Annotated in this window: 25 protein-coding genes and 2 pseudogenes; 8 read left to right on the forward strand and 19 right to left on the reverse strand. The window is 40.3% G+C overall.

The annotated features are described in order from the left end of the window. Nucleotides 1–48: 48 nt before the first annotated feature. Nucleotides 49–381, reverse strand: a pseudogene (locus CVD23_RS22955) (gamma-type small acid-soluble spore protein); the annotation flags it as partial. An 87-nt stretch (nt 382–468) separates the two neighbouring features. Next, nucleotides 469–1,218 carry an enoyl-[acyl-carrier-protein] reductase FabL gene (gene fabL / locus CVD23_RS05400; protein WP_101665400.1) on the reverse strand — a complete coding sequence of 250 codons (750 nt, stop codon included), beginning with the start codon at nt 1,216–1,218 and terminating at the stop codon, nt 469–471. Nucleotides 1,219–1,340: 122 nt separating this feature from the next. Here fabL and CVD23_RS05405 point away from each other — a divergent pair, with 122 nt between their 5' ends. After that, nucleotides 1,341–1,565, forward strand: coding sequence for a cytosolic protein (locus CVD23_RS05405; RefSeq protein ID WP_101576966.1), 225 nt, complete (start codon nt 1,341–1,343; stop codon nt 1,563–1,565). A gap of 34 nt (nt 1,566–1,599) precedes the next feature. Here the strand turns inward: CVD23_RS05405 and mutY are convergent, their stop codons facing one another. Further along, nucleotides 1,600–2,670, reverse strand: coding sequence for an A/G-specific adenine glycosylase (gene mutY / locus CVD23_RS05410; RefSeq protein WP_101665428.1), 1,071 nt, complete (start codon nt 2,668–2,670; stop codon nt 1,600–1,602). 209 nt (nt 2,671–2,879) lie between these two features. Here mutY and CVD23_RS05415 point away from each other — a divergent pair, with 209 nt between their 5' ends. Next, nucleotides 2,880–3,860: a metal-dependent hydrolase gene (locus tag CVD23_RS05415; RefSeq protein WP_101576968.1), complete on the forward strand. Its 981-nt coding sequence runs from the start codon at nt 2,880–2,882 to the stop codon at nt 3,858–3,860. Nucleotides 3,861–4,112: 252 nt separating this feature from the next. Here CVD23_RS05415 and CVD23_RS05420 read toward each other — a convergent pair whose 3' ends face one another. Continuing rightward, nucleotides 4,113–4,448 carry a YfhH family protein gene (locus CVD23_RS05420; protein ID WP_101665401.1) on the reverse strand — a complete coding sequence of 112 codons (336 nt, stop codon included), beginning with the start codon at nt 4,446–4,448 and terminating at the stop codon, nt 4,113–4,115. Between the two features lie 73 nt (nt 4,449–4,521). Continuing rightward, nucleotides 4,522–5,340 carry a recombination regulator RecX gene (recX, locus tag CVD23_RS05425; RefSeq protein WP_308303539.1) on the reverse strand — a complete coding sequence of 273 codons (819 nt, stop codon included), beginning with the start codon at nt 5,338–5,340 and terminating at the stop codon, nt 4,522–4,524. Nucleotides 5,341–5,440: 100 nt separating this feature from the next. On the opposite strand from recX, the gene CVD23_RS05430 reads away from it, so the two are divergent. The 3 genes from CVD23_RS05430 (at nt 5,441) to CVD23_RS05440 (ending at nt 6,808) form a co-directional block, all read left to right on the forward strand. After that, nucleotides 5,441–6,349, forward strand: coding sequence for a TIGR01777 family oxidoreductase (locus CVD23_RS05430; protein WP_101665402.1), 909 nt, complete (start codon nt 5,441–5,443; stop codon nt 6,347–6,349). Between the two features lie 67 nt (nt 6,350–6,416). After that, nucleotides 6,417–6,542 (forward strand): YfhE family protein, encoded by a 126-nt coding sequence (locus CVD23_RS05435; protein WP_101576974.1) that lies wholly within the window; start codon nt 6,417–6,419, stop codon nt 6,540–6,542. Between the two features lie 95 nt (nt 6,543–6,637). Beyond that, complete coding sequence (locus tag CVD23_RS05440; RefSeq protein ID WP_101576975.1) at nt 6,638–6,808, forward strand: YfhD family protein; 171 nt, start codon at nt 6,638–6,640, stop codon at nt 6,806–6,808. 48 nt (nt 6,809–6,856) lie between these two features. Here the strand turns inward: CVD23_RS05440 and CVD23_RS05445 are convergent, their stop codons facing one another. The 11 genes and pseudogenes from CVD23_RS05445 to CVD23_RS05500 form a co-directional block, all read right to left on the reverse strand. Continuing rightward, nucleotides 6,857–7,360 (reverse strand): DoxX family protein, encoded by a 504-nt coding sequence (locus CVD23_RS05445; RefSeq protein WP_101576977.1) that lies wholly within the window; start codon nt 7,358–7,360, stop codon nt 6,857–6,859. A gap of 607 nt (nt 7,361–7,967) precedes the next feature. Then, nucleotides 7,968–8,732 carry a type I 3-dehydroquinate dehydratase gene (gene aroD / locus CVD23_RS05455; RefSeq protein ID WP_101576981.1) on the reverse strand — a complete coding sequence of 255 codons (765 nt, stop codon included), beginning with the start codon at nt 8,730–8,732 and terminating at the stop codon, nt 7,968–7,970. Between the two features lie 432 nt (nt 8,733–9,164). Further along, on the reverse strand, nt 9,165–9,773 hold the full coding sequence (locus tag CVD23_RS05460; protein ID WP_101665403.1) for a methyltransferase: 609 nt from the start codon (nt 9,771–9,773) through the stop codon (nt 9,165–9,167). A gap of 202 nt (nt 9,774–9,975) precedes the next feature. Continuing rightward, complete coding sequence (locus tag CVD23_RS05465; protein ID WP_101576985.1) at nt 9,976–10,797, reverse strand: methyl-accepting chemotaxis protein; 822 nt, start codon at nt 10,795–10,797, stop codon at nt 9,976–9,978. A gap of 225 nt (nt 10,798–11,022) precedes the next feature. Next, on the reverse strand, nt 11,023–12,573 hold the full coding sequence (locus CVD23_RS05470) for an NAD(P)H-hydrate dehydratase (protein WP_101665404.1): 1,551 nt from the start codon (nt 12,571–12,573) through the stop codon (nt 11,023–11,025). 324 nt (nt 12,574–12,897) lie between these two features. Further along, nucleotides 12,898–13,083 (reverse strand): annotated as a pseudogene (locus tag CVD23_RS22320) (GNAT family N-acetyltransferase); the annotation flags it as partial. A gap of 251 nt (nt 13,084–13,334) precedes the next feature. After that, entirely contained in the window at nt 13,335–13,712 is a 378-nt protein-coding gene (locus CVD23_RS05480) for a hypothetical protein (protein WP_101665405.1), read from the reverse strand. Nucleotides 13,713–14,543: 831 nt separating this feature from the next. Next, nucleotides 14,544–15,098 carry a tetratricopeptide repeat protein gene (locus CVD23_RS05485; protein ID WP_101665406.1) on the reverse strand — a complete coding sequence of 185 codons (555 nt, stop codon included), beginning with the start codon at nt 15,096–15,098 and terminating at the stop codon, nt 14,544–14,546. Continuing rightward, complete coding sequence (locus CVD23_RS05490; protein WP_142382884.1) at nt 15,098–15,313, reverse strand: hypothetical protein; 216 nt, start codon at nt 15,311–15,313, stop codon at nt 15,098–15,100. Before CVD23_RS05490 ends, CVD23_RS05485 begins: the two co-directional genes overlap by 1 nt. A gap of 212 nt (nt 15,314–15,525) precedes the next feature. Further along, complete coding sequence (locus CVD23_RS05495; RefSeq protein WP_101579573.1) at nt 15,526–16,059, reverse strand: DUF4411 family protein; 534 nt, start codon at nt 16,057–16,059, stop codon at nt 15,526–15,528. Further along, nucleotides 16,050–16,562 carry a helix-turn-helix domain-containing protein gene (locus CVD23_RS05500; RefSeq protein ID WP_101579574.1) on the reverse strand — a complete coding sequence of 171 codons (513 nt, stop codon included), beginning with the start codon at nt 16,560–16,562 and terminating at the stop codon, nt 16,050–16,052. Before CVD23_RS05500 ends, CVD23_RS05495 begins: the two co-directional genes overlap by 10 nt. 649 nt (nt 16,563–17,211) lie before the next feature. On the opposite strand from CVD23_RS05500, the gene CVD23_RS05505 reads away from it, so the two are divergent. After that, the gene (locus CVD23_RS05505) at nt 17,212–18,549 is read left to right on the forward strand and encodes an APC family permease (protein ID WP_101665408.1); all 1,338 of its coding nucleotides are present in this window, start codon (nt 17,212–17,214) and stop codon (nt 18,547–18,549) included. 241 nt (nt 18,550–18,790) lie between these two features. Here the strand turns inward: CVD23_RS05505 and CVD23_RS05510 are convergent, their stop codons facing one another. Both CVD23_RS05510 and CVD23_RS05515 read right to left on the reverse strand, forming a co-directional pair. Continuing rightward, nucleotides 18,791–19,528, reverse strand: coding sequence for an SDR family oxidoreductase (locus CVD23_RS05510; RefSeq protein ID WP_101579576.1), 738 nt, complete (start codon nt 19,526–19,528; stop codon nt 18,791–18,793). 21 nt (nt 19,529–19,549) lie between these two features. Further along, nucleotides 19,550–19,813 carry an Atu4866 domain-containing protein gene (locus tag CVD23_RS05515; RefSeq protein WP_101665409.1) on the reverse strand — a complete coding sequence of 88 codons (264 nt, stop codon included), beginning with the start codon at nt 19,811–19,813 and terminating at the stop codon, nt 19,550–19,552. A 345-nt stretch (nt 19,814–20,158) separates the two neighbouring features. Between CVD23_RS05515 and CVD23_RS05520 the strand changes: the two genes are divergently transcribed. Further along, nucleotides 20,159–21,073, forward strand: a complete 915-nt coding sequence (locus CVD23_RS05520) for an AraC family transcriptional regulator (RefSeq protein WP_101665410.1) — start codon at nt 20,159–20,161, stop codon at nt 21,071–21,073. 431 nt (nt 21,074–21,504) lie between these two features. On the opposite strand, the gene CVD23_RS05525 is transcribed toward CVD23_RS05520, so the two are convergent. Next, nucleotides 21,505–22,755, reverse strand: a complete 1,251-nt coding sequence (locus CVD23_RS05525; protein WP_101665411.1) for an MFS transporter — start codon at nt 22,753–22,755, stop codon at nt 21,505–21,507. Between the two features lie 248 nt (nt 22,756–23,003). Here CVD23_RS05525 and CVD23_RS05530 point away from each other — a divergent pair, with 248 nt between their 5' ends. Continuing rightward, nucleotides 23,004–23,390 (forward strand): STAS/SEC14 domain-containing protein, encoded by a 387-nt coding sequence (locus tag CVD23_RS05530; protein WP_101665412.1) that lies wholly within the window; start codon nt 23,004–23,006, stop codon nt 23,388–23,390. Nucleotides 23,391–23,444 lie beyond the last annotated feature (54 nt).

A 23,444-nucleotide genomic window follows, 5' to 3' on the forward strand; every position in this document is an offset into this window, starting at 1 on the left:
CTGACTTCCCGCACCAGCTTGCGCGTTCCGGGCTCCAGCCTGGCGGCCTGCAGAAGCCTGCGCGCTTCCAGCACCGGCCTGACGGTTTTGTTGTCCTATTTGCGCAGCGCCTGTTTCTCCTGCAAACTCAGTGCCGAATTGGCCCTGGCTGCCCGCACCAGCTTGCGCGTTCCGGGCGGCAGCTTGGCGGCCTGCAGAAGCCTGCGCGCTTCCAGCACCGGCCTGGCGGTTTTGTTGTCCTATTTGCGCAGCGCCTGTTTCTCCTGCAAACTCAGTGCCGAATTGGCCCTGGCTGCCCGCACCAGCTTGTCCATTCTGCTGCCTTACTCTTTGAATGTTGGTTCCAGTGATTGTTCGGTTTGGCTGTTGGTTATCTGCCATTGTGATATCACCTCCCGAAGCTTAATTTGTCCATTTCGGAAGGGGACTATGCTGCATATTCATTCCACGCGGGCCGGGAACCGTTTGTCAGACCAACAGCGATATTCCACCATCTACAATTATCGTTTGCCCTCTAATCATGCTTGCCTTTTCTGTAATTAAAAACATAATTGTATGCACGATGTCTTCAATCTCCACCATTCTCCCAGCAGGAGTTTTTGCGCGAGCACCTTCCAAAAGTTCCTCCCGATTCGGAAAATGCTTTAGTGCATCCGTATCAATTGCCCCTCCGGACACAGCATTGACAACAATGTTTTTAGGAGCAAGCTCGACAGCTAAATACCTTGTTAATGCTTCAAGAGCCGCTTTCGACACTCCGACTGTAGTATAATTTTCCAAGTAACGGATCGAACCGAGGGAACTAATACTAACAATTTTCCCGCCCCCATTCTTTTCCATTAGCTTTGCAGCTTCCTGTGAGCAAAACAAAAGAGCTTTGCTGTTTATATCCATCGTCCAGTCCCAGTGCGATTCCTCCAGCTCCATCGCTGGCCGCAGTACTCCTGAAGCAGCATTGTTAACAAATATATCAAGCCTGCCAAATTCCATATTGATTTGCGCAAACATGTTCTTTATCTTTTCAATATCGCCAACATTTGCTTTAACAACAAGCGCTTTTCTTCCTAATGCTTCGACTTCAGCTGCTGTCTCCAGTGCTGCTGATTTGCTTCTTGCATAATTTATGACAATATCGTAACCTTCGCTTGCCAATCTTAATGCTGTTGCTTTTCCAATACCGCGGCTGCTGCCGGTTACTAATGCGACTTTTTGTACCATAAAATAACTCCTTCAATCTGTTTTTGTATTTATTTTAGCTTTTTCAGGTATATAAGACAAACAAGGATAAAAACTAAGCGCATTATACTGATTTGAAAATCAATGCAGAAAGGAAGATGTTTATGTATGTTGGACGCGATATGACCGAGCTTTCAATGATGCCTTTATCCGAATGGACGGACAGTGAGCTCGCTTTTTTCCACCATTCCTTGCAGCAAATCGTTCCTTACTTAAATTCGGAGGGGCAGGCGATACATCGGGACATTGTTGAACAAATTGTCGAAAGGGGCGGCCTTAACAATCAGCAGGCAAACTATACGAACGGCTCCAAAACAATCTATGACTGATTTTACTCAACAAAAAACGCCGAGAAACGGCGTTTTAATCGCTAAGATACAGTTTTAGCATTTTTTGATGAGAAACCGGCAAGGCATACTGCTCAAGCTCTTTCAGGGAAACAAGCTTTAAATTTGCCTGCTCTTCGACATCAGACAGAATCATCCCTGAAAAAACATTGATGTTCCAGATCAGATGCGAGAAAATATGTTCAATTTGGCCGATCTGATCTTTCAGTTCTGCTTCAACTTTCCACTCGCTGATAAGGAAATCGCCCAATTGTTCTTTTTCATTGCGGAGCGGCATAATCATCTCTGTATTGGGAAACTCCCATAAATTGGCGAGCAACCCGCTTCCCGGACGCTTGTGAATAAGAATTTTCCCTTCTTCATTCACTAAAATTGCCGCAGCAAGCTGAACTCTTTTTTGCTTTTTATTTTTCGTTTTAACAGGGAGGTCAGTCTGGACTCCTTCATGAAAGGCCTGGCAATGGTTACGCACCGGGCATAATAAACAAGAAGGTGATGTAGGTGTACACACGATCGCGCCTAATTCCATTAATGCCTGATTAAAATACGAGGGATTTTCGTGTGAAATGAGTTGTCGGACTGCTTCTTCAAAAATTTTTCTTGTAGATGGCTTTGCGATATCCTCCCAGACCGTTAATATCCGCGATAGCACTCGCATTACATTTCCATCGACAGCCGGTTCAGGCACTCCATATGCAATGCTTAAAATAGCCCCGCTCGTGTATGGGCCCACACCTTGTAATTTTGAAATCGCTTCAGGAGTATCAGGCACCTTTCCGCCGTATTGCTCTTTCACCTCTTTAACTGCAGCATGCAGATTTCTGACACGAGAATAATAACCCAGGCCTTCCCATGCCTTTAACACCCTCTCCTCATCCGCTTCCGCCAAAGCATCGATAGATGGAAACTGCCGTATAAAACGATTAAAGTATGGAATGACTGTATCAACTCTCGTTTGCTGCAGCATAATTTCAGACACCCAAACTTTATATGGGTCCGTGTCTTGTCTCCATGGCAGCGTTCTCTGTTCCTTTGTAAACCAGCTAATTAAATCGCTTTGAAAAGAACTTACATCCAGATTTTTCATGTCTATACGAATCACTTTTGTGCCTCCACGATGTTAAACATGAACGAAAGGTGGGAATATAAATATTACCGTATCGTTTAATTTCGTTCGAATGTCTTGATTGCAACTCCTTTTAAAATTAAACGATACATTTTTTAATTACAAGTAATTTATTGTTGATATAAAGTGGAGTATACTGGTATATATACCTTCAAGGGAGGTTTACCCTTTTGGATACTGGCACACATGTGGTTATGGGACTCGCACTTGGCGGGCTCGCCACTCTCGATCCCGTTGTAGCCGAGAGCACGGCTACAGCAAGCAGTGTACTGATTGCGACGATTGTTGGCTCTCAAGCACCTGACATTGACACAGTTTTGAAATTAAGAAACAATGCTGTTTATATAAGAAATCATCGGGGAGTTACCCATTCAATCCCGGCTGTCCTTTTATGGCCGCTTGCGATAGTTGCCGTCGTTTACCCATTCTTTCCGGAGGCAAATTTGCTGCATTTATGGATGTGGACATTTCTCGCCGTATTCCTGCATGTGTTTGTCGATATATTTAATGCTTACGGAACACAGGCGTTAAGACCGTTTTCGCATAAATGGGTTGCTCTTGGCATCATTAACACGTTTGATCCGTTTATTTTCGGCATTCATGTGGCCGGGCTGTTTTTATGGGCTTTTGGCGCCCATCCGGGTTACACGTTTTCAGCTATTTATGCAGTTATTTTCGCTTATTATATTATTCGCTTTTACTACCGGAGAAAAGTGTTAAAGGCTGTAAAAACGATGATACCTGATGCAACAGACATCATTATTGCACCAACGATGAAGTTTCATCATTGGAAAATTGCCGTCATGAACCACCACCAGTTTTTTGTTGGCAGAGCACATTATGACCATGTTAGAATTTTAGATCAATTCAACCGTGTTCCTGTACCGGAATCACCTGTTCTCGAAGCAGCTAAAAAAGATAAAAACCTTTCGGCCTTCTTGTCATTTTCTCCTGTTTTTCGATGGGAGCTTGATGAATATGATGATTACTATGAAGTGAGGTTTATCGATTTACGCTACCGCAGCAATGGCCATTACCCTTTCGTTGCCGTTGTTCAGCTGGACGAAGAATACAATATTATGGGTTCCTACACAGGCTGGATTTTCAGTGAGGAGAAGCTCCGAAAAAAACTCGATATCATTCCCGGCTGAAATCGTGGGATTTTTCGGGACACAACGCTCAAGAAGCCCCGAGAAAAAGGCTGCAAGAAAAAAACGCTTGGATTTTATTTGTCACTTCAATCCAAGCGTTTTTTCTGCTTACTTGCTTTAAATATTAATAAGCAGGTTTGTGATTTTGTTCTAAAAGATGCTTATATTTAGGGTTGGTGGCAACAAATTCATGCAGCCATCCCGAACACCAAACATCTGGAAGCCCTAAAAGCCTTAAAAACCAGAGCATCACTAGCTCTGGTTTTGCTCTATTTTCTTTAGCATCGCTATCGGCAGTGCTTCCTCGCGGCCATCACCGCCAAGCCGATAGCCCCAGGCAAACACCCCATTAAGATATTGAATTTTAAAGTAGAATCCCGGATCTCCTTTGATCCCATACAGTTCACCGGATTTAAAATCATCCGGGCTTAACAAATAGGATTTCGCCATTACTGCTTTTCTTTCAAGCACGGCAAATTCATTTACCATCCCCATTTGTTCGGCTTTTTTCGCTTTCTCATTGAGCCTGGCGATCTCTTGCTGGATCTCATAACGAGTCATTTCGCTGTATCTCTTTTCCTGTTGCATTACCATCACCTCAGGATATTTGTTTTCAGTATAATGAAAACCGCCTAATAAATAAAGCGCTTAGATCGTTTTTTTAGAATGTATCCTTCTCTTGTAAATAGCGTTCAATCAGCTCGATCGGAAATCCTTTTCTATATAGAGCTTGCTTCATTTTTTGCTTATATTCGTATCCGGAGTGTTTTTCGTATTTACGATGCAGCTTCTCACCCTGATATGTAATGGCCTCAAGCTCAAGCTGATCCGCATCATCCTCTTGTTCTGGAGAATTAGCTAGTACCAGCTGGATTATATCAAAAGAAAATCCTTTTCTAATTAACTGTTGTTCCACCTTCAGCTTCAAGGACCGAAACGACTCGCGTTTATTTTTTTCAGTATACTTCCGGCACAGCTGCTCAGCGGTTTCAACTTGTTCATCAAATGAATAATCCTTAAGCGCATCTTCAGCTACCGTGCTATCAATTTTTTTCTCTTTCAACTCGCGTTTTATTTGTAATGGGCCTTTATCTGTTGTATTTATTTGCGTGCGAACAAAAGCTGCCGCAAATTCCGCATCATTCAAAAATTGATTTTTATAAAGCTTGCTGATTACTTCCGTAATGACAGGAGTTTCTACTTCCTTGGTGATTAAATACTCGCGTACTTCCCCTTCAGATCTCATTCTTCTTGCCAGATAATTGATGGCAAGGTTATAAGCTTTGCGGATGTCATCATGGAAGTGAACCTCGGTTAACATGAGGTCTTCAAGCTCAATCCCTTTTTTCAACTGGTATTTTATTAGCACATCTTCATCAACGCTAAAGGCAAATTTTTCACCTTTTCCTTCATCCACAAAAATATTATAACGATCATGGTTCTTTTTCTGGACAGATATTTTCGTTATGACAGCCATCATTCGTCACCTCTCCTTTAATGTAACATACTGAAAAAAGGTTTTTAAAAGAATATGTCTAAATTTAATAATCAACATAAAAAGGTTACTGGGAGGAATACTTTTGAAAATAGCACTAACAGGTGGAACAGGATTTGTCGGCAAAGCATTAACGGGGGAACTATTAAAAGAAGGCCATGAAATTGTCATTCTTACACGCAATGTTGAAGAGAAAACAAACAAAGAAAACATTAAATATGTGCAATGGCTGAATAACGATGATCACCCGGAAACAGAATTGCAAGGTACACAAATCATCATAAATCTAGCGGGGGAATCATTAGGCGGCCGCCGTTGGACAGTTGAACAAAAACAGCGGATTTTTAATAGTCGCATGGAAGCAAATGGCGAGGTTTTAAATATGATCAACAAGTTGGAGCAAAAACCCCTCGCATTGATAAACGCGAGCGCTGTTGGATTTTACGGTGTTTCTGAATCAAAAACCTTTACCGAAAAAGAAACAAAGCCGGGGAACGATTTTTTGGCGCAAACGGTGGAACAGTGGGAGGAAACAGTTGCACAGGCTGGTGAACAATATGGAGTTCGTACTGTGTTTTGCAGATTTGGACTTATTTTAGATAAACATGAAGGAGCTTTTCCAAGAATGGTTCTTCCGTATCGGCTCTTTGCAGGAGGTACAATCGGATCAGGAAGGCAATGGGTTTCGTGGATACATATCCGCGATGCTGTAAGAGCAATTGTATTCGCCATCAACCACGACCGACTTGAGGGCCCAATCAATTTCACTGCCCCTTATCCGGTAACGATGAAGGAGTTCGGAAAAACAATCTCTTCCGTCATCAAGCGTCCGCACTGGATGCCGGTCCCGGCGTTCGCCCTAAAACTGCTGCTTGGAGAAATGAGTACGCTTGTTTTGGAAGGGCAAAAGGTGTTGCCGGTTAAGCTTGAAGCAAACGGTTTTAGCTTTAAATATCCAACATTGCCTGAAGCGTTGACCGATATTCTGCAATAAGTATGTTTTAAACAATTTTCGGAAAATATAGGAAAAGAAATAAACTTTACCGAAAGGGTGTTTAAAAATGGAGAAGAAAAAGCGTGATAAAACGAAGAGTACACTTTCAAGCGCTCAGGAAATAACCTATTCGAGAGAATTCAAACTGGCTGATCAGGCAGGCGGCTTTGCCGGCAAAAAATCACGCCGGTAAATATTTTCCATTTATATTCCCCTTTCTAAACTCACAACCTAGAGTTAGGAAAACAAATGTTTTCCTGATGTTCCAGCCTGAAAGGGGTTATGATCATGGGTCGTGCTAACCAGCGTAAAACACGGGACCAAGCAGCACTTTCACCAATCCCAGCTGATGGGATCGATGTAGAGTATTCAAGAGAATTAGCCGATCATGAAGATTTAGAAGCTCAAGCGCGGGCGAAAGCCGCAGACGAACGTGCAAGATTGGGAAGCAGAGAATAGAAAGAAGCAGGAGAATCTATCTCCTGCTCCCTTCCTTACTACTATAAGCTATTGGGCTGCCGTATTTTCCCCGACCCCACTTGCTTTCTTAATGAAGCGCTCTTTCAAATATGGAATTGCAAGTCGGTCAACACCCCAGTAATAAGAACCGCTGCCAGCAAACAGGAGAATGAATGCTACTGTATAAAGAACTGGATTAGTACTTGTGGTTCCGGCTAACATGAAGTTCAAGTTCATAAATGCGCCTGCAATTAATGCCGGGATTGTTGCTGCACCGAGAATAAGACCAAGGCCTACTAAGATTTCTCCCCAGGATACGAGGAAGCTGAATAATCCGGAATTTGGAATAGCTACACTTTCAAGGAAGTTTGCATACCATCCAGCAACCATTGGGTGATCGCCACCTGCTTTTGCAATTGCCCCTTGCATAAATCCGCCTGCATCAAATCCATCTGCTACTTTATGCCAACCTGCTTCTATCCATTGAATACCCAACCAAATCCGAATAATTGTCCAAGCAATCGCTGCTTGTGGAGTTTTCCACCATTTCATGATTACCAGCTCCTAAAATTTTTATTGTGAAACTTTTCACAAATTGTTCAAAAAATCTTATGCTATTAATGCGTTCAAAGCCGGCCAGCTTTTTATGAAGGAGAATTCGTGATTTTCATCACCAACTCTCTTTACACTTATAATATACTCGGTAACGTTTTAACTCGCAATGCACTTCACATTTCTTTCACAAAAAAGCATCCATTATTTGTCTTAAATGTGAACACTATGATTATAGAAGTAAGCTACGGGGCATTTTTTGTCTTTTCCAATGCTTTGTGGACAAGTCCTATTTATAACCTTGTGGATATTGTTGATAAACCTGTAGAAAGTCAGCTAATTAACATTTTAGTTGGGGATAAAAAGTGTATAGCTTGTTTCGATCCTATAATAGCAATAGAAAACGTGACTTTTCCCTAGCTAACTTACACAATTTTGTCCTTCGTTTGCCGATTAAATATTAAGTCGTGGAAGTAAAATCTTACCTTGCCAGCACTGATGTGTAAAGAGCATAAAACCCCCATTAGCTACAATTGCAGATATCGCGTGTCAATGAAGCCGAAAAATAAGAAGACACCTGCTCTTCAGGTGCAAATGCCTTCATTCATTATAAATTTGAATGCAATAGGGATAATACATTTCTTAGCTCTGAAACGGCGACCTGGCCTGGTGCCGAAGCTTTCTTTGCTGCTCCAAATGTCATTGCTGAGCCGAAAACTTCACCTGCCAAGCGGCTGATTACACCTTGTCCTGCCATCGACATCGTAATGATCGGACGGTCTGCATACTTTTCTGTCATCGTATAGGTTGCCTCAAGCAGAACAAGCACATCAGCTGGACTGGTTGGCATCACAGCAATTTTAGGGAGGTCGCCACCCAATTGTTGAGCTTTGCGCAACCTTGAGACAATTTCTTCTTTTGGCGGTGTCTTATCAAAGTCATGATTGGAAATAATCGTGTACGTATTGTTGGTATGGGCCGCATCAATCAATATTTTGATATCTTTTTCATCATTGAACAGCTCCACGTCGATAATATCAACCAGTCCTGTTTTGACAACAGCTTTGTTTAAATCCTGGTAAAAAGCTGAGCTGACCTCTTTTTCACCGCCTTCTTTAGCACTGCGAAATGTAAATATCAGCGGTGTTTTCGGTAAAATCGCACGGATTTTTCTAAGTGCGGATGTTACTTTATCAATATCTTCAACGTCTTCAAAAAAATCGACCCGCCATTCGACTACATCCAAATCAAGAGTTGAGAGTGATTCGGCTTCTTCCATTAATTGCGATAACGTTTCCCCCACCATCGGCACGCAGATCTTTGGAGCACCTTCCCCGATTGTGATTCCTTTGACGGTAACTGTTTTTATCATCTTCCCACTACCCTTCCGTTGCACAATCCTCGAACATTTGTCTCTATTACTATTACTAAGGAATGTTGATGAAAACTCTATATTTATCACACCGAACAAAAACGCGACTCATAGGCACCCTCACTTCACTTTGAAGTAATGGCCTTCTCCTTCATTATGATTAAAAAAAAACAAAAAAACACCCTTTTTTTATGAGGTTAAAGGATGATTTAATTATTGTTATCTTAAGTTTTATCTTATTAACTGTAGCGCTGCGTCGCTATCCTTTCCAACAGCGCGTAGTTTCGAAATGAAGGGAAACAAACATTACATCTTGGTTTTCCATAGACTAACGGTGACAAAAAGCATAGGTTCCATATTTGCAAGCCAAAAGAAAGCACCCGTCATTCATCTCAAGATTGAAGTCACAGGTGTTCTGGTGGGTTTGATAAATTAATATGCCAATCGGTAGACCAAAAATCTCTCGTGCGAATTATGCGCATATAATTTCTGCAATTTGACTTCCTCTTTTAATTCAAAATGGGTGTGATTTTCTAAGAAATATATATAATCTGCCGATGGATAATATAGCAGCACCTCTATCTTCCGTGCCGATTTTTCAGCAGAAAGCAATATATTGGTAATTATATTCCTAAAAACTTGTATGGAAAAGGGATTAAAAAAATAAAAGCGATTGTCGGACGGATTAATCTGATAATCTTCCGCAAGACAACGATGAAAATGAATTTTATTTTTTCTGCTTTTGTTTTTCTTCAAATAACTATGTTGATTTGCAACCGCTTCTTGAAAAAAAGTTTCATTCATTTCAATCCCTACAACAGTCGTATTATACAAATAATTCACATAAAAATTTAACCGCCCTTTTCCGCACCCAAAGTCAACCAGGCGGTCACTGCTTTTTAATTCATATTCATTAAATAATGCTTCGAGTGCACTATACGGCGTTGGTTCATAACGATGATAATGCAGTGACTGATTGAATCCCTTCTGGTCGCCTGTTGTTTTTATGTTCAGCAATTTATCATAATATTCTTCTTTCACCGATTCACCCCCTATTCACGCGCTATGGTTCTTACATTATATCCACATTATAATAATTGAAAAAGACACTCTATCACCGAGTGTCTATCCATCTTGATCGAGAGCTATAATAATGATACTTTTTTGAGTACGTTTTTCCAAATCAAATTTCAAACTTGAAAGTAAAATTTTGTTTGACCTATTGTAAGGGTGATTAATAGTTTTACAGTTTATTCGCAAACTGGTTGAGTCTTTTAGACATTTCTTGAATTTCCTCAATAAATGTTGAGGTGTGCTGGATAGAAGCAGCCTGTTCTTGACCGATACCAGCTATTTTTTCGATTGATACACCTATTAAATTCGTAGCCTTCTTGATTTGATCCATTGTGTCATTGATTTTTGCAGTTGAAGCTACTGTTTCCTTTGAAAACTTTCGAATCTCATTAGCTACGACTTCAAATCCCTTTCCTTTTTCCCCGGCGCGTGCTGCCTCTATTGCAGCATTCAACCCGAGCAAATTTGTCTGGTCAGCAACACGTTTTATGATTGAAAGTACTTCCGTAGTTCTGTTTACATCTTCCCCGGCCTGATGAGATTGAGTAAGGAGCTCTTGCGAAAATTCTGCCAATGAATTCGATCCATTCGCAATGCTGTTGATTTGTTCATTTGCTTGGGTTAGTGAAATCGAAATTTGGTCGGCGATCGATCGTAATTCAGTTTGCCTGCGTATTTGTACGGCAATTCCACCGATAACCTTCCCGCTTGGATCGTGTAGAGGTGTAGCGGTACCTGTAAATTCAAAACCATAGAAATCGGCAGGTACATCAGACCTTAACGATTTATTTTCCCTTAATGCTACAGAGAGCGGTTCTTGCGGATTTAAAGGTTGGTTTACTTGAATATTTAGATTTATCGTCTCACCGGGAAAATATGCAATAAATTTTTCTAAATCACATATGGCGATCGACAAGTCAGCGGGCACAGCTGCTTTGATGATATGTACCATCGACATAAGGCCATTTAAAGAATCAATTTTGTTCATCATTGATGTTATCTCTCCATTTCCACAACTACACCAACTGGCATTAACTTACATACTACTAATTATCGGTAATTTGATATGAAAATTAAGCGGAAATTATTATTTTACACTTTGTTTCTATTATAGCAACATTTGATACCTTAAGTTTAGCATTTATAATCGGTGAGTGCCAAAGCAATAAGTATTACTATGTTTATCTAGCTGGTAGCCTCAACCTTTTTTCGATTCTCATGTTATCTGATTTAGCTGCTCCCTGACCCCATCCATAATATCCAGAGGCATCACGCCGTAGTGGGATAAAGATTTTGCTTTTTGTTCCGCCGCTTTTGCATGTAAGTAGCTTGCCGCAATTAGGGCATCCAAAGGTGACACTCCCTGGGCAAGAAAAGAGGTGATAAGACCCGTCAGCACATCACCGCTTCCGCCTTTTCCAAGAGCATCATGGCCATGCGGGTTTATGTAAACATCTCCGTCTGGAGTAGCAATAACGGAACGATGTCCTTTCAAAAGTAGATACACATGATATTTTTTTGCAAAGGTAGTAGCCGTTTCAATCCGGTTGTCTTCCACTTCTTGTACCGTTTTATCTAATAAACGGGCCATTTCGCCAGGGTGGGGGGTAAAAATCACGTTTCCCTTATACTGCCGTATCATATCGAGCTCATTTCTGAGTAAATAGAGAGCATCAGCATCTATGACAACCGACTGATTCTCTAGAGCAGTTATTAAAGATCTTATCCACTCTTCACCACCAACAAATCTGCTCATTCCAGGTCCAATTGCCACACTGTCAAATTGATGAAGATTGGGTGAGATTTCATCGATCGCTTTTTCTGAAAAATGGCCGTCTTTGTCGGATAATGGTAAAAATAAGGACTCGGGGTTTTGGGCAGCTGCCATTGGATAAATATTTTCAGGAACAGCTAACGTTACCAATCCTGCTCCGGAATGCAATGCCGCCTTTGCTGCGAAAATGGGAGCTCCGACAAACTGACGAGATCCGCCGAGAACAAGGGCATGACCGAAAGTTCCCTTATGACCATGTTGCGGGCGTATCGGCACAGAAGTCTTCACAAGTGGTTCGGTTATCAGTTTAGGCATCAAAAGTCCCAAATCCTCCGCAACCGAATGTGGAACGGAAATGTCAACTGCCTTCCACTCTCCGACATACTTTGGACCGTCATTTAAGAAAAAGCCTTTTTTCGGAAACACAAAGGTAATAGTCTTTACCGCTTTTATGGCCACTCCTTCCACTTTCCCATTATCGCTGCTGACCCCCGATGGTATATCAACAGCAATGACCAATTTGTTCCCTTCGTATGCATTTACCATCGAAATCACTTGTTTAAAAGGTTCTCTGACAGGACCGTTCACACCAGTTCCTAACATTGCATCAATGATAATGTCTGCCTGATTCAATTCATTCTGCAATGCTACTAAAGTATTTTCTTCAAGATGGAAAATCGGAAAACCCCGGTTGATGTACACGTCTAAATGGGATTTCGCATCCCCTTTGATACGATCAGGATTTACTAACAAACATAGAAGAGGTTTGCAACCTAAATCAAACAGCCTGCGCGCAATCACAAAACCGTCGCCACCATTATTTCCGCCACCAGAAAGTACGACGACCCTCGGATTTTGACAAGGAGAACTTGCAAGGATTTCCTCGACAACTTTCGCTCCGGCATTTTCCATTAAAACAACGCCCGGTAACCCAATCTTTTCGATTGTATACTGATCGATCTGCTGCATTTCTCTTTGCCCTGCTACAAACATGTCCAACCACTCCTGTTACTTATATAATTCTTGGGAAATTATTTTTCCGATTAATGTAGCCGTCGACCGTTTACCCTTCAACTATCGAGATGCAAACCAACCTTCCTTTTGATGCTTGAAATACCCATTAACATTCGTTGAAGACTCTAAAAATAGTTAAATTGAGGAGATTGTATGTACTTTCTCATCAATGATGGCTCGTCTTTGTTATAGTCAGACCTTTCGTAATTATAAAACGGAACCATCCTGTTAGTTTTTTTTTGAAGAAATATCGTAGTGTTGTTCACTTTACATATTCTTCTTCTAGAATAATGTATATGCTCTAAAATGTCCGATCATTTTTTTCACAGTTTCCTTATTGTGCTTAGGTATGATCCCGCAGTGTATTCAAATACTCGGTGATTATTATAAATTGCAAACACTTCTTCAAGATCGTTCTCTTCAATTTTTTTCAGGATGATCATCTGACTTTAAAACAGGGAGTTCCTTAAAAACCGCATCAATATTCATATTGTGGTCTTTCACCGCTTTCATCATAAATTCTTTTATTTCATCCCTTTTTGTGAATTGATGGCTTCTCTCTCTAACATGAACTCTGCAGTTTTCACCGCGTTAACCTTGATATTACCACACTACGTCAAAGAGTCTTTACTTAAAATCTAGTAGTCCAAACAATACTCGTAGTTAAAAAACCGGGGTTCCCTTCTATTAAATAGAAAAGAGAACACTAAAAAATCGTTCGCAGTACGAACGATTCCGTTTTATTGTCCCCATTTAAGAAACATCGTCAAAGTACAACATTGTGAACCCTGAGCTTGAGCATGAATAGTCAATAAAACTCCTGTTGGGGTATAAGTGGTTGTTACAGGCGTGGTTGTTCCTATCGATTTAATTAAACGATCTACTTCCGACTGATTTCCAACCTGAGCTGCTGCCATTAAACTGTGAGCAAATCTTCGGTCAGCTAATTTTTGGAGGATGGCACTGGCCTCATTGGCAATTTTTTGAAACGCAGTTACTGAATGAGTGAAGGTACTGACATCAACTAGAGGGTACTCATACTGTTGTCGGTTCATTTGATTTTGAGGGTACGATTGATTGTATTCGTGGTAATGCAGAAAAACATCCCCTTTTGTCATTTACCTATTCATATGCTTTCTTCCTAATATTGGTGAGTTGGCGTACTATAGTGAGAAAACGGAAATAAACATTAAATTCAACCCTAGATGCAAGGGAAGATGAGAGATTGGATAGTAATGAAAAAGAAACCTATAACCTGACAAAAACAGATCAGTATAAAAAATGTTCAATTTACGAGGCACCTTAGCGGAGAAAAGAAAAAAATCAACCCTAAATTCCTGTAGTGCAAAAGTTAGCAGTTCATGCTGTGTAAACGATGCACGACTGAGATACCCGGTTTCAATTTAAGTTCAGTTCAAATGATGAATATTGTTATGGTCAAAGACAATGGTGCTATGATTGTCCGTGAGAAATGAATTTTAATGAGTTTCATCTGCATAACCTGGTTGATCCTGTCGAACTTCGTTTTGGCCTGATTCAGAAAAAGTAATTAGAAACGTCGATAAAAAAGCCGTATGTTTCAATCAAGAATGCGGCTTTACCTTCCTATTACTTGACCATTGCTAATCTAACCCTTCTATCATTGTGTCTCGCTAAAATTTTCCCAACATCTAATTTTCAAAAATCGACCCTAAAATTCGCACAAAAGTGATATATTTAGCGTAGTTGGAGTCATAATCCAACTCCCCCTTTTTTATACTTGTTGATAGCGCTCCGGTTGGGCAACAAGTTTCCGAGCGCTACCTTTTTGCTAATGTGTTCCTTGTATCTGATCATTTCCCCAGGTATGTGCGATATTATCAGGAGACACATAATCAGCAACTGTCCTAGTTAGTGTGGGATTGATTCGAAGTTTTATCTCGTTTTTGAATAGCTCAACTAAACAACTGTTACCTGGACTCCTTCAACCATTCAATCAGCTCAACATTATCTCTCCACAGATGTAAATGCTGCTCCGCATAAACAATAGCCTCGGATTCATCACCTAACCCATATGCAGCCGGGCTAGATCGGGGAAGTTTCTTTTTTTGTATTAAGTAATCGATGACATATGGGTTACTGTCCTTTGCCTTTTTTAATTGTTTCTTGGCCTTTTGTGATGGCCCGTTTTGCAGGTATTCAATGAGTAACTTGTTGTACAATCCATGTGCTGTTATATCTTCGTTATATTGTTTTAATACAGATTCCGCTTTTTGAAGCAAACCGTTTTGTACATAAGCAACAAATAGTTGATAGCGAACTCCCTGGTTATCCATATCATTCAATTCCAAAAGTTCCTCATATTGCTCAATCGCTTCTTTAAGAATTCCCATTCCATGTAAAAGCAGTGCATAGTTATATTTTGCCCGCATATATGGACGCGTGTTTACTATGCCCCAAAAATCGCCTTGGTTTTCCTTGAAAAATGCTTGCCCGAGTTCTTTTTCTCCAGCTTCGATGGCCATTAAGTAAAGCTTCTTCTGTCTTCGGGGTTCTTTTCATACTCTGCTAAAATATTATAAGCATCCGGACTGTTTGGGTATAATTTTAATGCTTTTTCTACGAGCTGCTTTCGCTTATTTCCTGTCGATTCATAAGCCTCAAATAAAAGCTCCTGCGCTTTTTCTTTGTCAGATAATGGTTTTGGCGATGATTGCCGGCTATTTAACCTTTTATTCATAAAATCGTTCATTTCACCGAATGAAGCTTTGGACTATTTCAGTCTAAAGCCGTTGCTGGATTACTGTAATAGAAAAATAGATTAGAAAAAAGAAAAACTAAGTGAGGGAACACCTGACATAAATAAAAACCTAATCCGACTGATTAGGCTTCACATACTGTAGAGTCTATTTAATTCATTTTTCATATTTGTGAATATTGAGTCCTTATGTATCAATTCATGCGCAATAGGATCAATCTTGATATACTGCATGGTAAGTAAGTCGAAGAGCCTGTCTTCATTGGCTGAAAATAAAAGAGGTACAGCATAAATTCTCTTATATTGGCTGTTACCATGACGCAGTTATGCTCCCACGCACTCAGTAAGATTCTTGAATCGGAAACTGATGGGTAGTCAACTCCGCGATTAATTACATCTAAATATGGTTTATATTTTGACCGAATATAAGCACTTATTCTTCGAATCAAATCCTCCGCCGAAATACTTGTAGAATCTGGTTTCACTACAAGGTTCTTTTTTAACGCCTCAATTCGAGTTAGTTCTTCTGGTTTCATCGTATAAGATTGAACATCTAGCTCTCGAAACACTTCAGCGGGAGTAAAGATTTCTGCTTCGTTGTCCATTAATTCTTGTAATGCCATTCTCCAGAAATGCTTCGCTTCCATTTTGTGTTGAGAACTAGTGTCAATCTTATATCTAAAAACATTTGTATCTAACATATATCTTTTTTGTGCTATTAATCCCATATCTGACTAAAACCCTCATCATCTTCTTCATCTTCATCAATCATTTGGAGCATCAGTTGCGCTGCTTTAATTGACTTGATGCGATTGACTTCTTTCTTTTGAATATATTCAACAAATTCGGGTTTTGTTAGAAACTGTTCCGTTGGAATAAGCCATTTACCACTGTCTTGATGTCGCCGTTTTCCTAGTATCTTTCCTTCGGCACAATATCTTCTTACCATCTGCGGAGACACGTTTAGCATCATGGATACTTCCGAAACAGGCAGATACTTTGGCAGCTCTGGTGCCAGGATTTCCTTTAGAATACTTTGTGCTTCTTCTTTTTCATTTTCATTTAATTCCAGATAAGCTTTTTCTTTCTGCTTTTCCAGCTCAATTGAATAACGGAGAAGTTGTACATATTGTTTTGCTTTATCACTAATTGGAGCATTATCAATTTGATTGGCAACATTTCTGATTTTTTCATAAATCGACGCCATTTCTATAGCCATTTCTTCATCCACTCCTCTCGTCTCCATTATAAGGTATTTTGTTTCGAAACAAAAGAAAGAAAAACGAAACAAATGAAACTTTTTAATATTATATACCCGAACATTGGGAAAGAATACTCCTGAGCTGGAAAAAAACATTTTTAAATAATACTCACATGTTGCAATAAGTTTTAAATAATAATAAGAGTTAGTGTATATAGTTTATACACCCCTATGCCAAATACGTGGATAAGACAATTCCGGGTTTAAAATAAAAGCAAGCAACAAATATTACAACAATAATGTTTAAATCCTCTTCAGTGCTTTTTGAATTTATAAATATCCTTTAAATTTTTCATATTTGCAGCATTTAGCAGCAACTTTCATTACACTGGAGCAGGAACTGATTAATCCGGTCTGTTCATATCAAAATTAACAAAACCCTCAATAACCTTGGTATAAAGACATTTCGGGATATTTTAGTGTACTGCAGGAATTTATACTCTCCACGCTGGTAGCGGCGAGGTCAGTCAATCTGCACCATTTAGTCAAAATGCACATGCAAATATTGTACAATCCTTTACTCAATTAAAGTTCTAATTTTCTAATAACTATTCTAGAAAAATATCTGTGGTATAATTCGTATAATATAAAAAATACAATTGTACATGAGGGATGGACATTGGAAAATCATGCTCAGTTAAAGAAAAATATAGGCTTTTTTGTTTCTACCTCCTTAGTCGTTGGTACCGTTATTGGTTCGGGAATTTTCATGAAGCCCGGAGTCGTATTGTCCTCAACCGGCGATTCCACGCTGGCCCTTTTGGCCTGGCTTATTGGCGGTATCATTACGTTGGCAAGTGGATTAACGATTGCAGAAGTTAGTGTTAAAATCCCCAGAACAGGCGGATTATTTGCTTATCTTGAAGAAGTATATGGGAAACTTTGGGGATTTTTATGCGGTTGGGTACAGACGCTCGTATACGGTCCGGCACTCATGGGCGCGCTTGGTTTGTACTTTGGTGTACTCGCTGCCAATTTCTTCGGATTTTCAGAAAGTCGCTCAACAGTCATAGGAATTATCGCTGTTGTATTTCTTGGTATTATTAATTTGCTGGGAACTCAGTATGGTGGCTTTATCCAGGCGCTTTCAACAGTCGCAAAGCTAATTCCTGTTATTCTTATCGCTGTTTTCGGTATTGCTCAGGGCGAAGTAACCATCTTTAATATGGACAGCGGCACTGCTGGTACGATTAATATGGGAGCGGCCATTCTGGCAACCCTTTGGGCATATGATGGTTGGATGAATGTGGGGTTTATTGCCGGAGAAATGAAAAATCCTGCTAAAACACTTCCAAGAGCGATCATTGGCGGGATTTTGATTGTTATGATAGCTTACTTATCGATCAATATTGCAATGCTGCATGTTTTGCCTGCATCAGAAATTGTGAAGCTTGGGCCAAACGCTGCAAATGAAGCTGCGACGATCCTGTTCGGTGGACTAGGCGGCAAGCTGATTGCGATTGGAATTCTCATTTCGATTTTTGGCTGTTTAAATGGAAAGATCCTGACTTTTCCTAGAATACCTTTTGCCATGGCTGAAAGCGGGTTATTTCCAGGTGCTAAATCATTGTCTCAGGTTCATCCGAAATTCAAAACACCTGTCAATGCGACAGTGTTTCAGTTGGCCCTTACGGTTTTATTCATGCTGACAGGCAACGCTGACCGACTATCTAATATTGCTATTTTCACCGTGTTTTTATTTTACGGTTTGGCTTTTTATGCCGTATTCTTGCTCCGTAAAAAAGACAACGGGAATTATCAAGGATACAAGGTGCCTTTTTACCCGATCACGCCGATTATCGCTATTATCGGTGCAGTGTATATTGTCGGAAGCACACTGATCAGCAGCCCAGTGGATTCGCTTTTTTCTATCGGTATTGTATTAATTGGAGTGCCGGTTTATATGATAATCAAGAAAAATAATGACAAATTGAACAGTGTCAAATTAGAAGCGTGAACAAGCAATATTAATAAAGTGCGAGTTTTATAAAAACTGAAACTATATGTAGCCTCAGTTTCAAAGGGCGCCTCAACTTGATTAAGTATGAGGCGCCCTTTTTTTAGTCATAAAAAATGTGCGGTGTACTATATGGCATAACGAACGCTGGTCGTGCTTGAAGCAAATTGCCTCTCAACTGTAGTATTGCATAATTAGTATGTTAGTTTACATAAATTTGTCAATTTTGCACTCCACAACGTTAATTTAGACTCGCGGTTGGTCGTACAATGACTTCATTCACATCGACGTCGGCTGGTTGCTCAATAGCAAACAGGATCGCCCTCGCAATAGCATTTGGCGAAAGCGCAAACCTCCGATATTCTCTCATCACTTGACGCGCCTCTTCATCCGAAATACTGTCAGCGAGTTCTGATTCGGTTACTCCAGGTGAGATAACGGTTACGCGAATGTCATTGCCAACTTCCATACGCAGCCCTTCAGAAATAGCCCGGACAGCAAATTTAGTAGCACAATAAACAGCGGCAGTAGGTGAAACAACGTGTCCGCCAATCGAAGAGATATTAATGAACTGACCAAAGCCCTGGTTTTTCATTATTGGAAGCCCTGCCGCGATACCGTGAAGAACACCACGAATATTTACGTCGATCATACGGTCCCATTCGTCAACCTTCAGAGCTTCAAGTTTCGAAAGAGGCATCACACCTGCGTTATTTACAATCACATCGACTCGTCCAAATGTGTTTTCAGCATAGCTGATGAACTCTTCCATTTCATCTCTTTTGGTGACATCCAGTGCGCGATAATCGACTGAACCGCCTTCTGAACGAATTGCAGATGCAAGCATCTCCAGCTTATCCGTGCGCCTGGCACCCAATAAAACATGGGCACCGTTTTTAGCGAGATTACGTGCAGTTGCTTCACCGATACCGCTGCTTGCGCCGGTAATTAAGACAACTTTCCCTATAACGCTAGACATCTTTCTCCTCCTCGCTGCGAGTTACTTTTTTTCTTCTCGATAAAGAATCATTCCGGCGTGATAGAGAACTCCCTCTCTGAAATCACCATCAGCTGTAAAGCCAGTATCATCTACATATTCAATATGATCGCCGGTAATTGTATAACGGCCTTGATAAGCACTTTTTCTATTGCCGCGAGCTTCATCGTAACGACCGTTAGATAGCAGTTCATGGCGGATGTACCCGTCATTAGTGACCCACATGCCAACATATGAATGCTGCTCGTTGTGTGTTTGTTTCTCCATTATCTTCTCTCCTATTGCGTATTGTTTTGTTTCCCAACGTTTTCGATGATAGATACACTCATCTTCTTCACAAACTTCTGATCTAACAAAAGATCTGAGAATAAATAAAAGGATTGAAATGATTAGTAAAGACATCCATGTTCTTTTCCCAAATTATTATTCATCCTCCCTACTTATTATTTTTGGGGTCAGATTCATTATTGAACAAATGGGATCTCTGGAGGTAGTCAATTAGTGGATAATTATTGCCTAATCCTCCAAATTTGAATAGAATTGAGCTAATTGGGCAAGAGCCGTAATTTGTTAAAGGTAGTCTTACATTTTCGGGAGGAGGCAGTAAATACGATGGAAGAAGAAAAGAACATGGATTATCAGGTAATGGAGATGCAAAAGGAATTGGCACTTCGGATTGAACGATTTTCAGGAGAGGATGGTGTTTACTCAACTGCCATTCCTTCATTGCATTTCATTCGTGCGTCCGATGCATCAGAGCCAATTCATTCAATCCATGAACCGGCCTTATGTATTGTCGCTCAAGGAGCAAAATTGGTGATTATTGCACAAGACTCCTATCAGTATGATCCTTCTCATTATCTCGTTGTGTCAGTTGATCTTCCGATATCAGGAACCATCATCCATGCAACGCCGGAGTTTCCTTACTTGTGCCTTCGATTGGATTTTGATCCGAAGCAAGTTTTCGACATTATTAGTGGGTCCGATCAAACATTAAGCAAAATCAGAGATTCACAACGAGGCTTGTTTGTAAGTAAAACGAATTCATCTCTTCTTGATGCCGTGCTCAGACTTGTTCGTCTATTAGATACACCACAGGATATCCCCGTGATTGCACCTTTGGTAATTCGTGAGATTCTTTATCGTATCTTGCAAGATGAACAGGGTGATTCTATAAAACAGATGGCAATGATCGGCAGTCATGCACACCGTATCGCTAAAGTAATTGATCAAATTAAGCGGGATTTTACAAAGCCTTTACGCATGGAAGAACTAGTTTTGACAGCAAACATGAGCTCATCATCACTACATCATCACTTTAAACAAGTGACAAGAATGAGCCCTTTACAATATCAAAAACAATTAAGATTACAAGAGGCTCGCCGGCTCATGCTTTCAGGGCAGATGGACGCTGCAAATGCCGGGTTCCAGGTTGGTTATGAAAGTCCTTCCCAATTTAGTCGTGAATATTCTCGAATGTTCGGCCTGCCACCTAAAAGCGATATAAAACGGCTTCTTGAGGCTTGATCGTTCATACCTGCAAAAAAAAATCTCACAGAGAGAGTTGAACATATATGATTCTTTCTATTATCACGTTGAGGTGATTGAGTTAGATGCTTATTACATTGGATCGTTAAGGATATTCTCCAAAATTTTGAACAGATTCTTAAATAAGAAAAGCTCCTTTTCATTTGAATAGGAACTTTTCTCTGGTGTAAGATTTGCCGGCTCCCCCTTTCCTTTAGGCAAATTTGGTTGCAGCACACCAAGCTATTGAACAGTACCTTTTAGTTGCGTAAATGTTATCATTCCTTCGTCACATATGACCTTTAAAATTACTACCTGCTTCGATAATAAAAAAAGCATCTTAACTTATTGCAGAAAATGCGCCCACTTGTTAATGAACTTATAGGCACGCAAATAAGTTGAATCTTATAAAGTAAGGGATGTTCTCTCTCCTAATTTGCAGGTTCCTTCGATTCTGGCTTTCCCGTTTCTATTAATACTTTGTTTCGCCCTAAGAAAATGGCGAGAATAAGAATCAGTAAACCAGTTCCGATAAGTAGCCATTCTATTTCGATCACATCTGCAATTGGACCGAAAATGAGCATACCCATCGGCATCATCGAAGTAGAGATCATCCCAAACACACCAAAAATTCTACCTAAATAATTTTCATCTACTTTCTCCTGCACTAATACCATTGTTGGGGTATTAAAAATTGGCATCGCAACTCCGAATACAGCCATGAAAATTAAATAAGCCCAAAAGACAGGAACAATCCCCAGTGCAAACGTACAAACTCCCATTAAAAGACTTGCAAATGTCATCGTATGAACTTTGTTGTGAAAGCCTCCCCAAGAGGCGATAATTCCTCCACCTGCCATCATACCCACCGAAAAAGCGATTTCGATAGCTGATAACCGCCAAACATCATCACCGAAGCTGCGTGTAACTTGCAGTGGCGTTAAAAATGCAGCAGGCGCCATCAAGACAAAGAAAAAAGCGAAAAATAGAAAGAATTTTTTTAAAAAATCGTTATTACTTATGTATTTTAAGCCTTCTTTTAAGTCATTGAAATAGCTGGTTGTTTGTTTTTCGTTTGCCTTCCTATGCATCGGAATCCTAAAAAACATAAGCAGCGTCATGATAGCGATTGCTGCGGTAACAACATCAATAAAGAATATCACTTCAATGGATGCCATTGACAATAGGGCTGCACTAACCAAGGGTGACACAAACATGATGATTGCTTGAATACTTCCGTTTATACCGTTTATCTTTGTCAGCTTATCCTTCGGCACTATTTGCGGCAAAATAGCACCGACAGCCGGGAATTGAATTCCTGTTCCGATTGCGCGAATCGCAGCCATGACAAAAAGAAGCCAAATCGCATCATAGCCCATTAAGAATACAATTGCGAGTATCAGTGTTGCAATCGCAATCAAAGAATCTGCTAAAATAATCAGTATTTTTCGGTTGTAGCGATCCGCCCATACCCCGGCCATTGGAGATAAAATGAAAGTAGGGATGAAACCGCAAATGATATACAAAGTCATCATCACACCCGACTCTGTAGTAAGCGTTATATACCACATGATCGCGTATTGAACTAAAGACGAACCGAAAAGCGATATCGTCTGACTGCTTAAAAAGAGAATAATATTCTTTTTCCAATTATCCTTCGATTGCTCAGTTGTTGTGTCCACTCTGATCACTACCTTTTCTAATTCCAGTTAGATTACTTATTCAAAAATACAGCGTTTCCAATTCTAAAGCAATAAAATTCCCGCAAACTCATTATATTTTGTTGTCTTCTCTGGGTATGTATCATCCGCTGTACTCCTGCACAACCTGGACCCCAGCTACTTTTTAACATAGGAGCTAGAGCCCCTTATTGTTTTAACGGAATCTAACCGGGTATGTGGATAAAACAAGAATATAGGAGAGAGTCATAATGATCACATTTCTGCCCAACAATAATACATCAACGATTACTCTGAAATTCGATGGAAAGGCCACAAAAGAAGACGCAGAAAAGCTGGATAACTATGTAAAAGCCCACTTTGCAGACAACCAAAAATTCAACATCCTCGCGATTATTCATGATATAGACGGTTCTACGATAAAAGGTGTCATCGACGGGGTAAAATTTGATGCAAAACGCTGGCGACAGTTTAACAAATTCACTGTGGTAAGTGAAAAAGGCTGGCTGGCGGCATTAACAATGCTAGGAAGTTATTTGCCGGGAATTGAGGCAAAGCATTCTGGAAAGGATCAGCTTGAAGAGGCACGGCTTTGGATAGAATCGAAATCAAATATTATTAGACGGCAGGAGCACTAACTCTCTGCCGTCTTTCAGTTTGTTAAAACAAAACGTCAACGTATTCAAATACGA

Source organism: Bacillus sp. V33-4 (genome assembly GCF_002860225.1).
In the GTDB taxonomy this organism is placed as follows: Bacteria; Bacillota; Bacilli; order Bacillales; family Cytobacillaceae; genus Bacillus_BJ; species Bacillus_BJ canaveralius.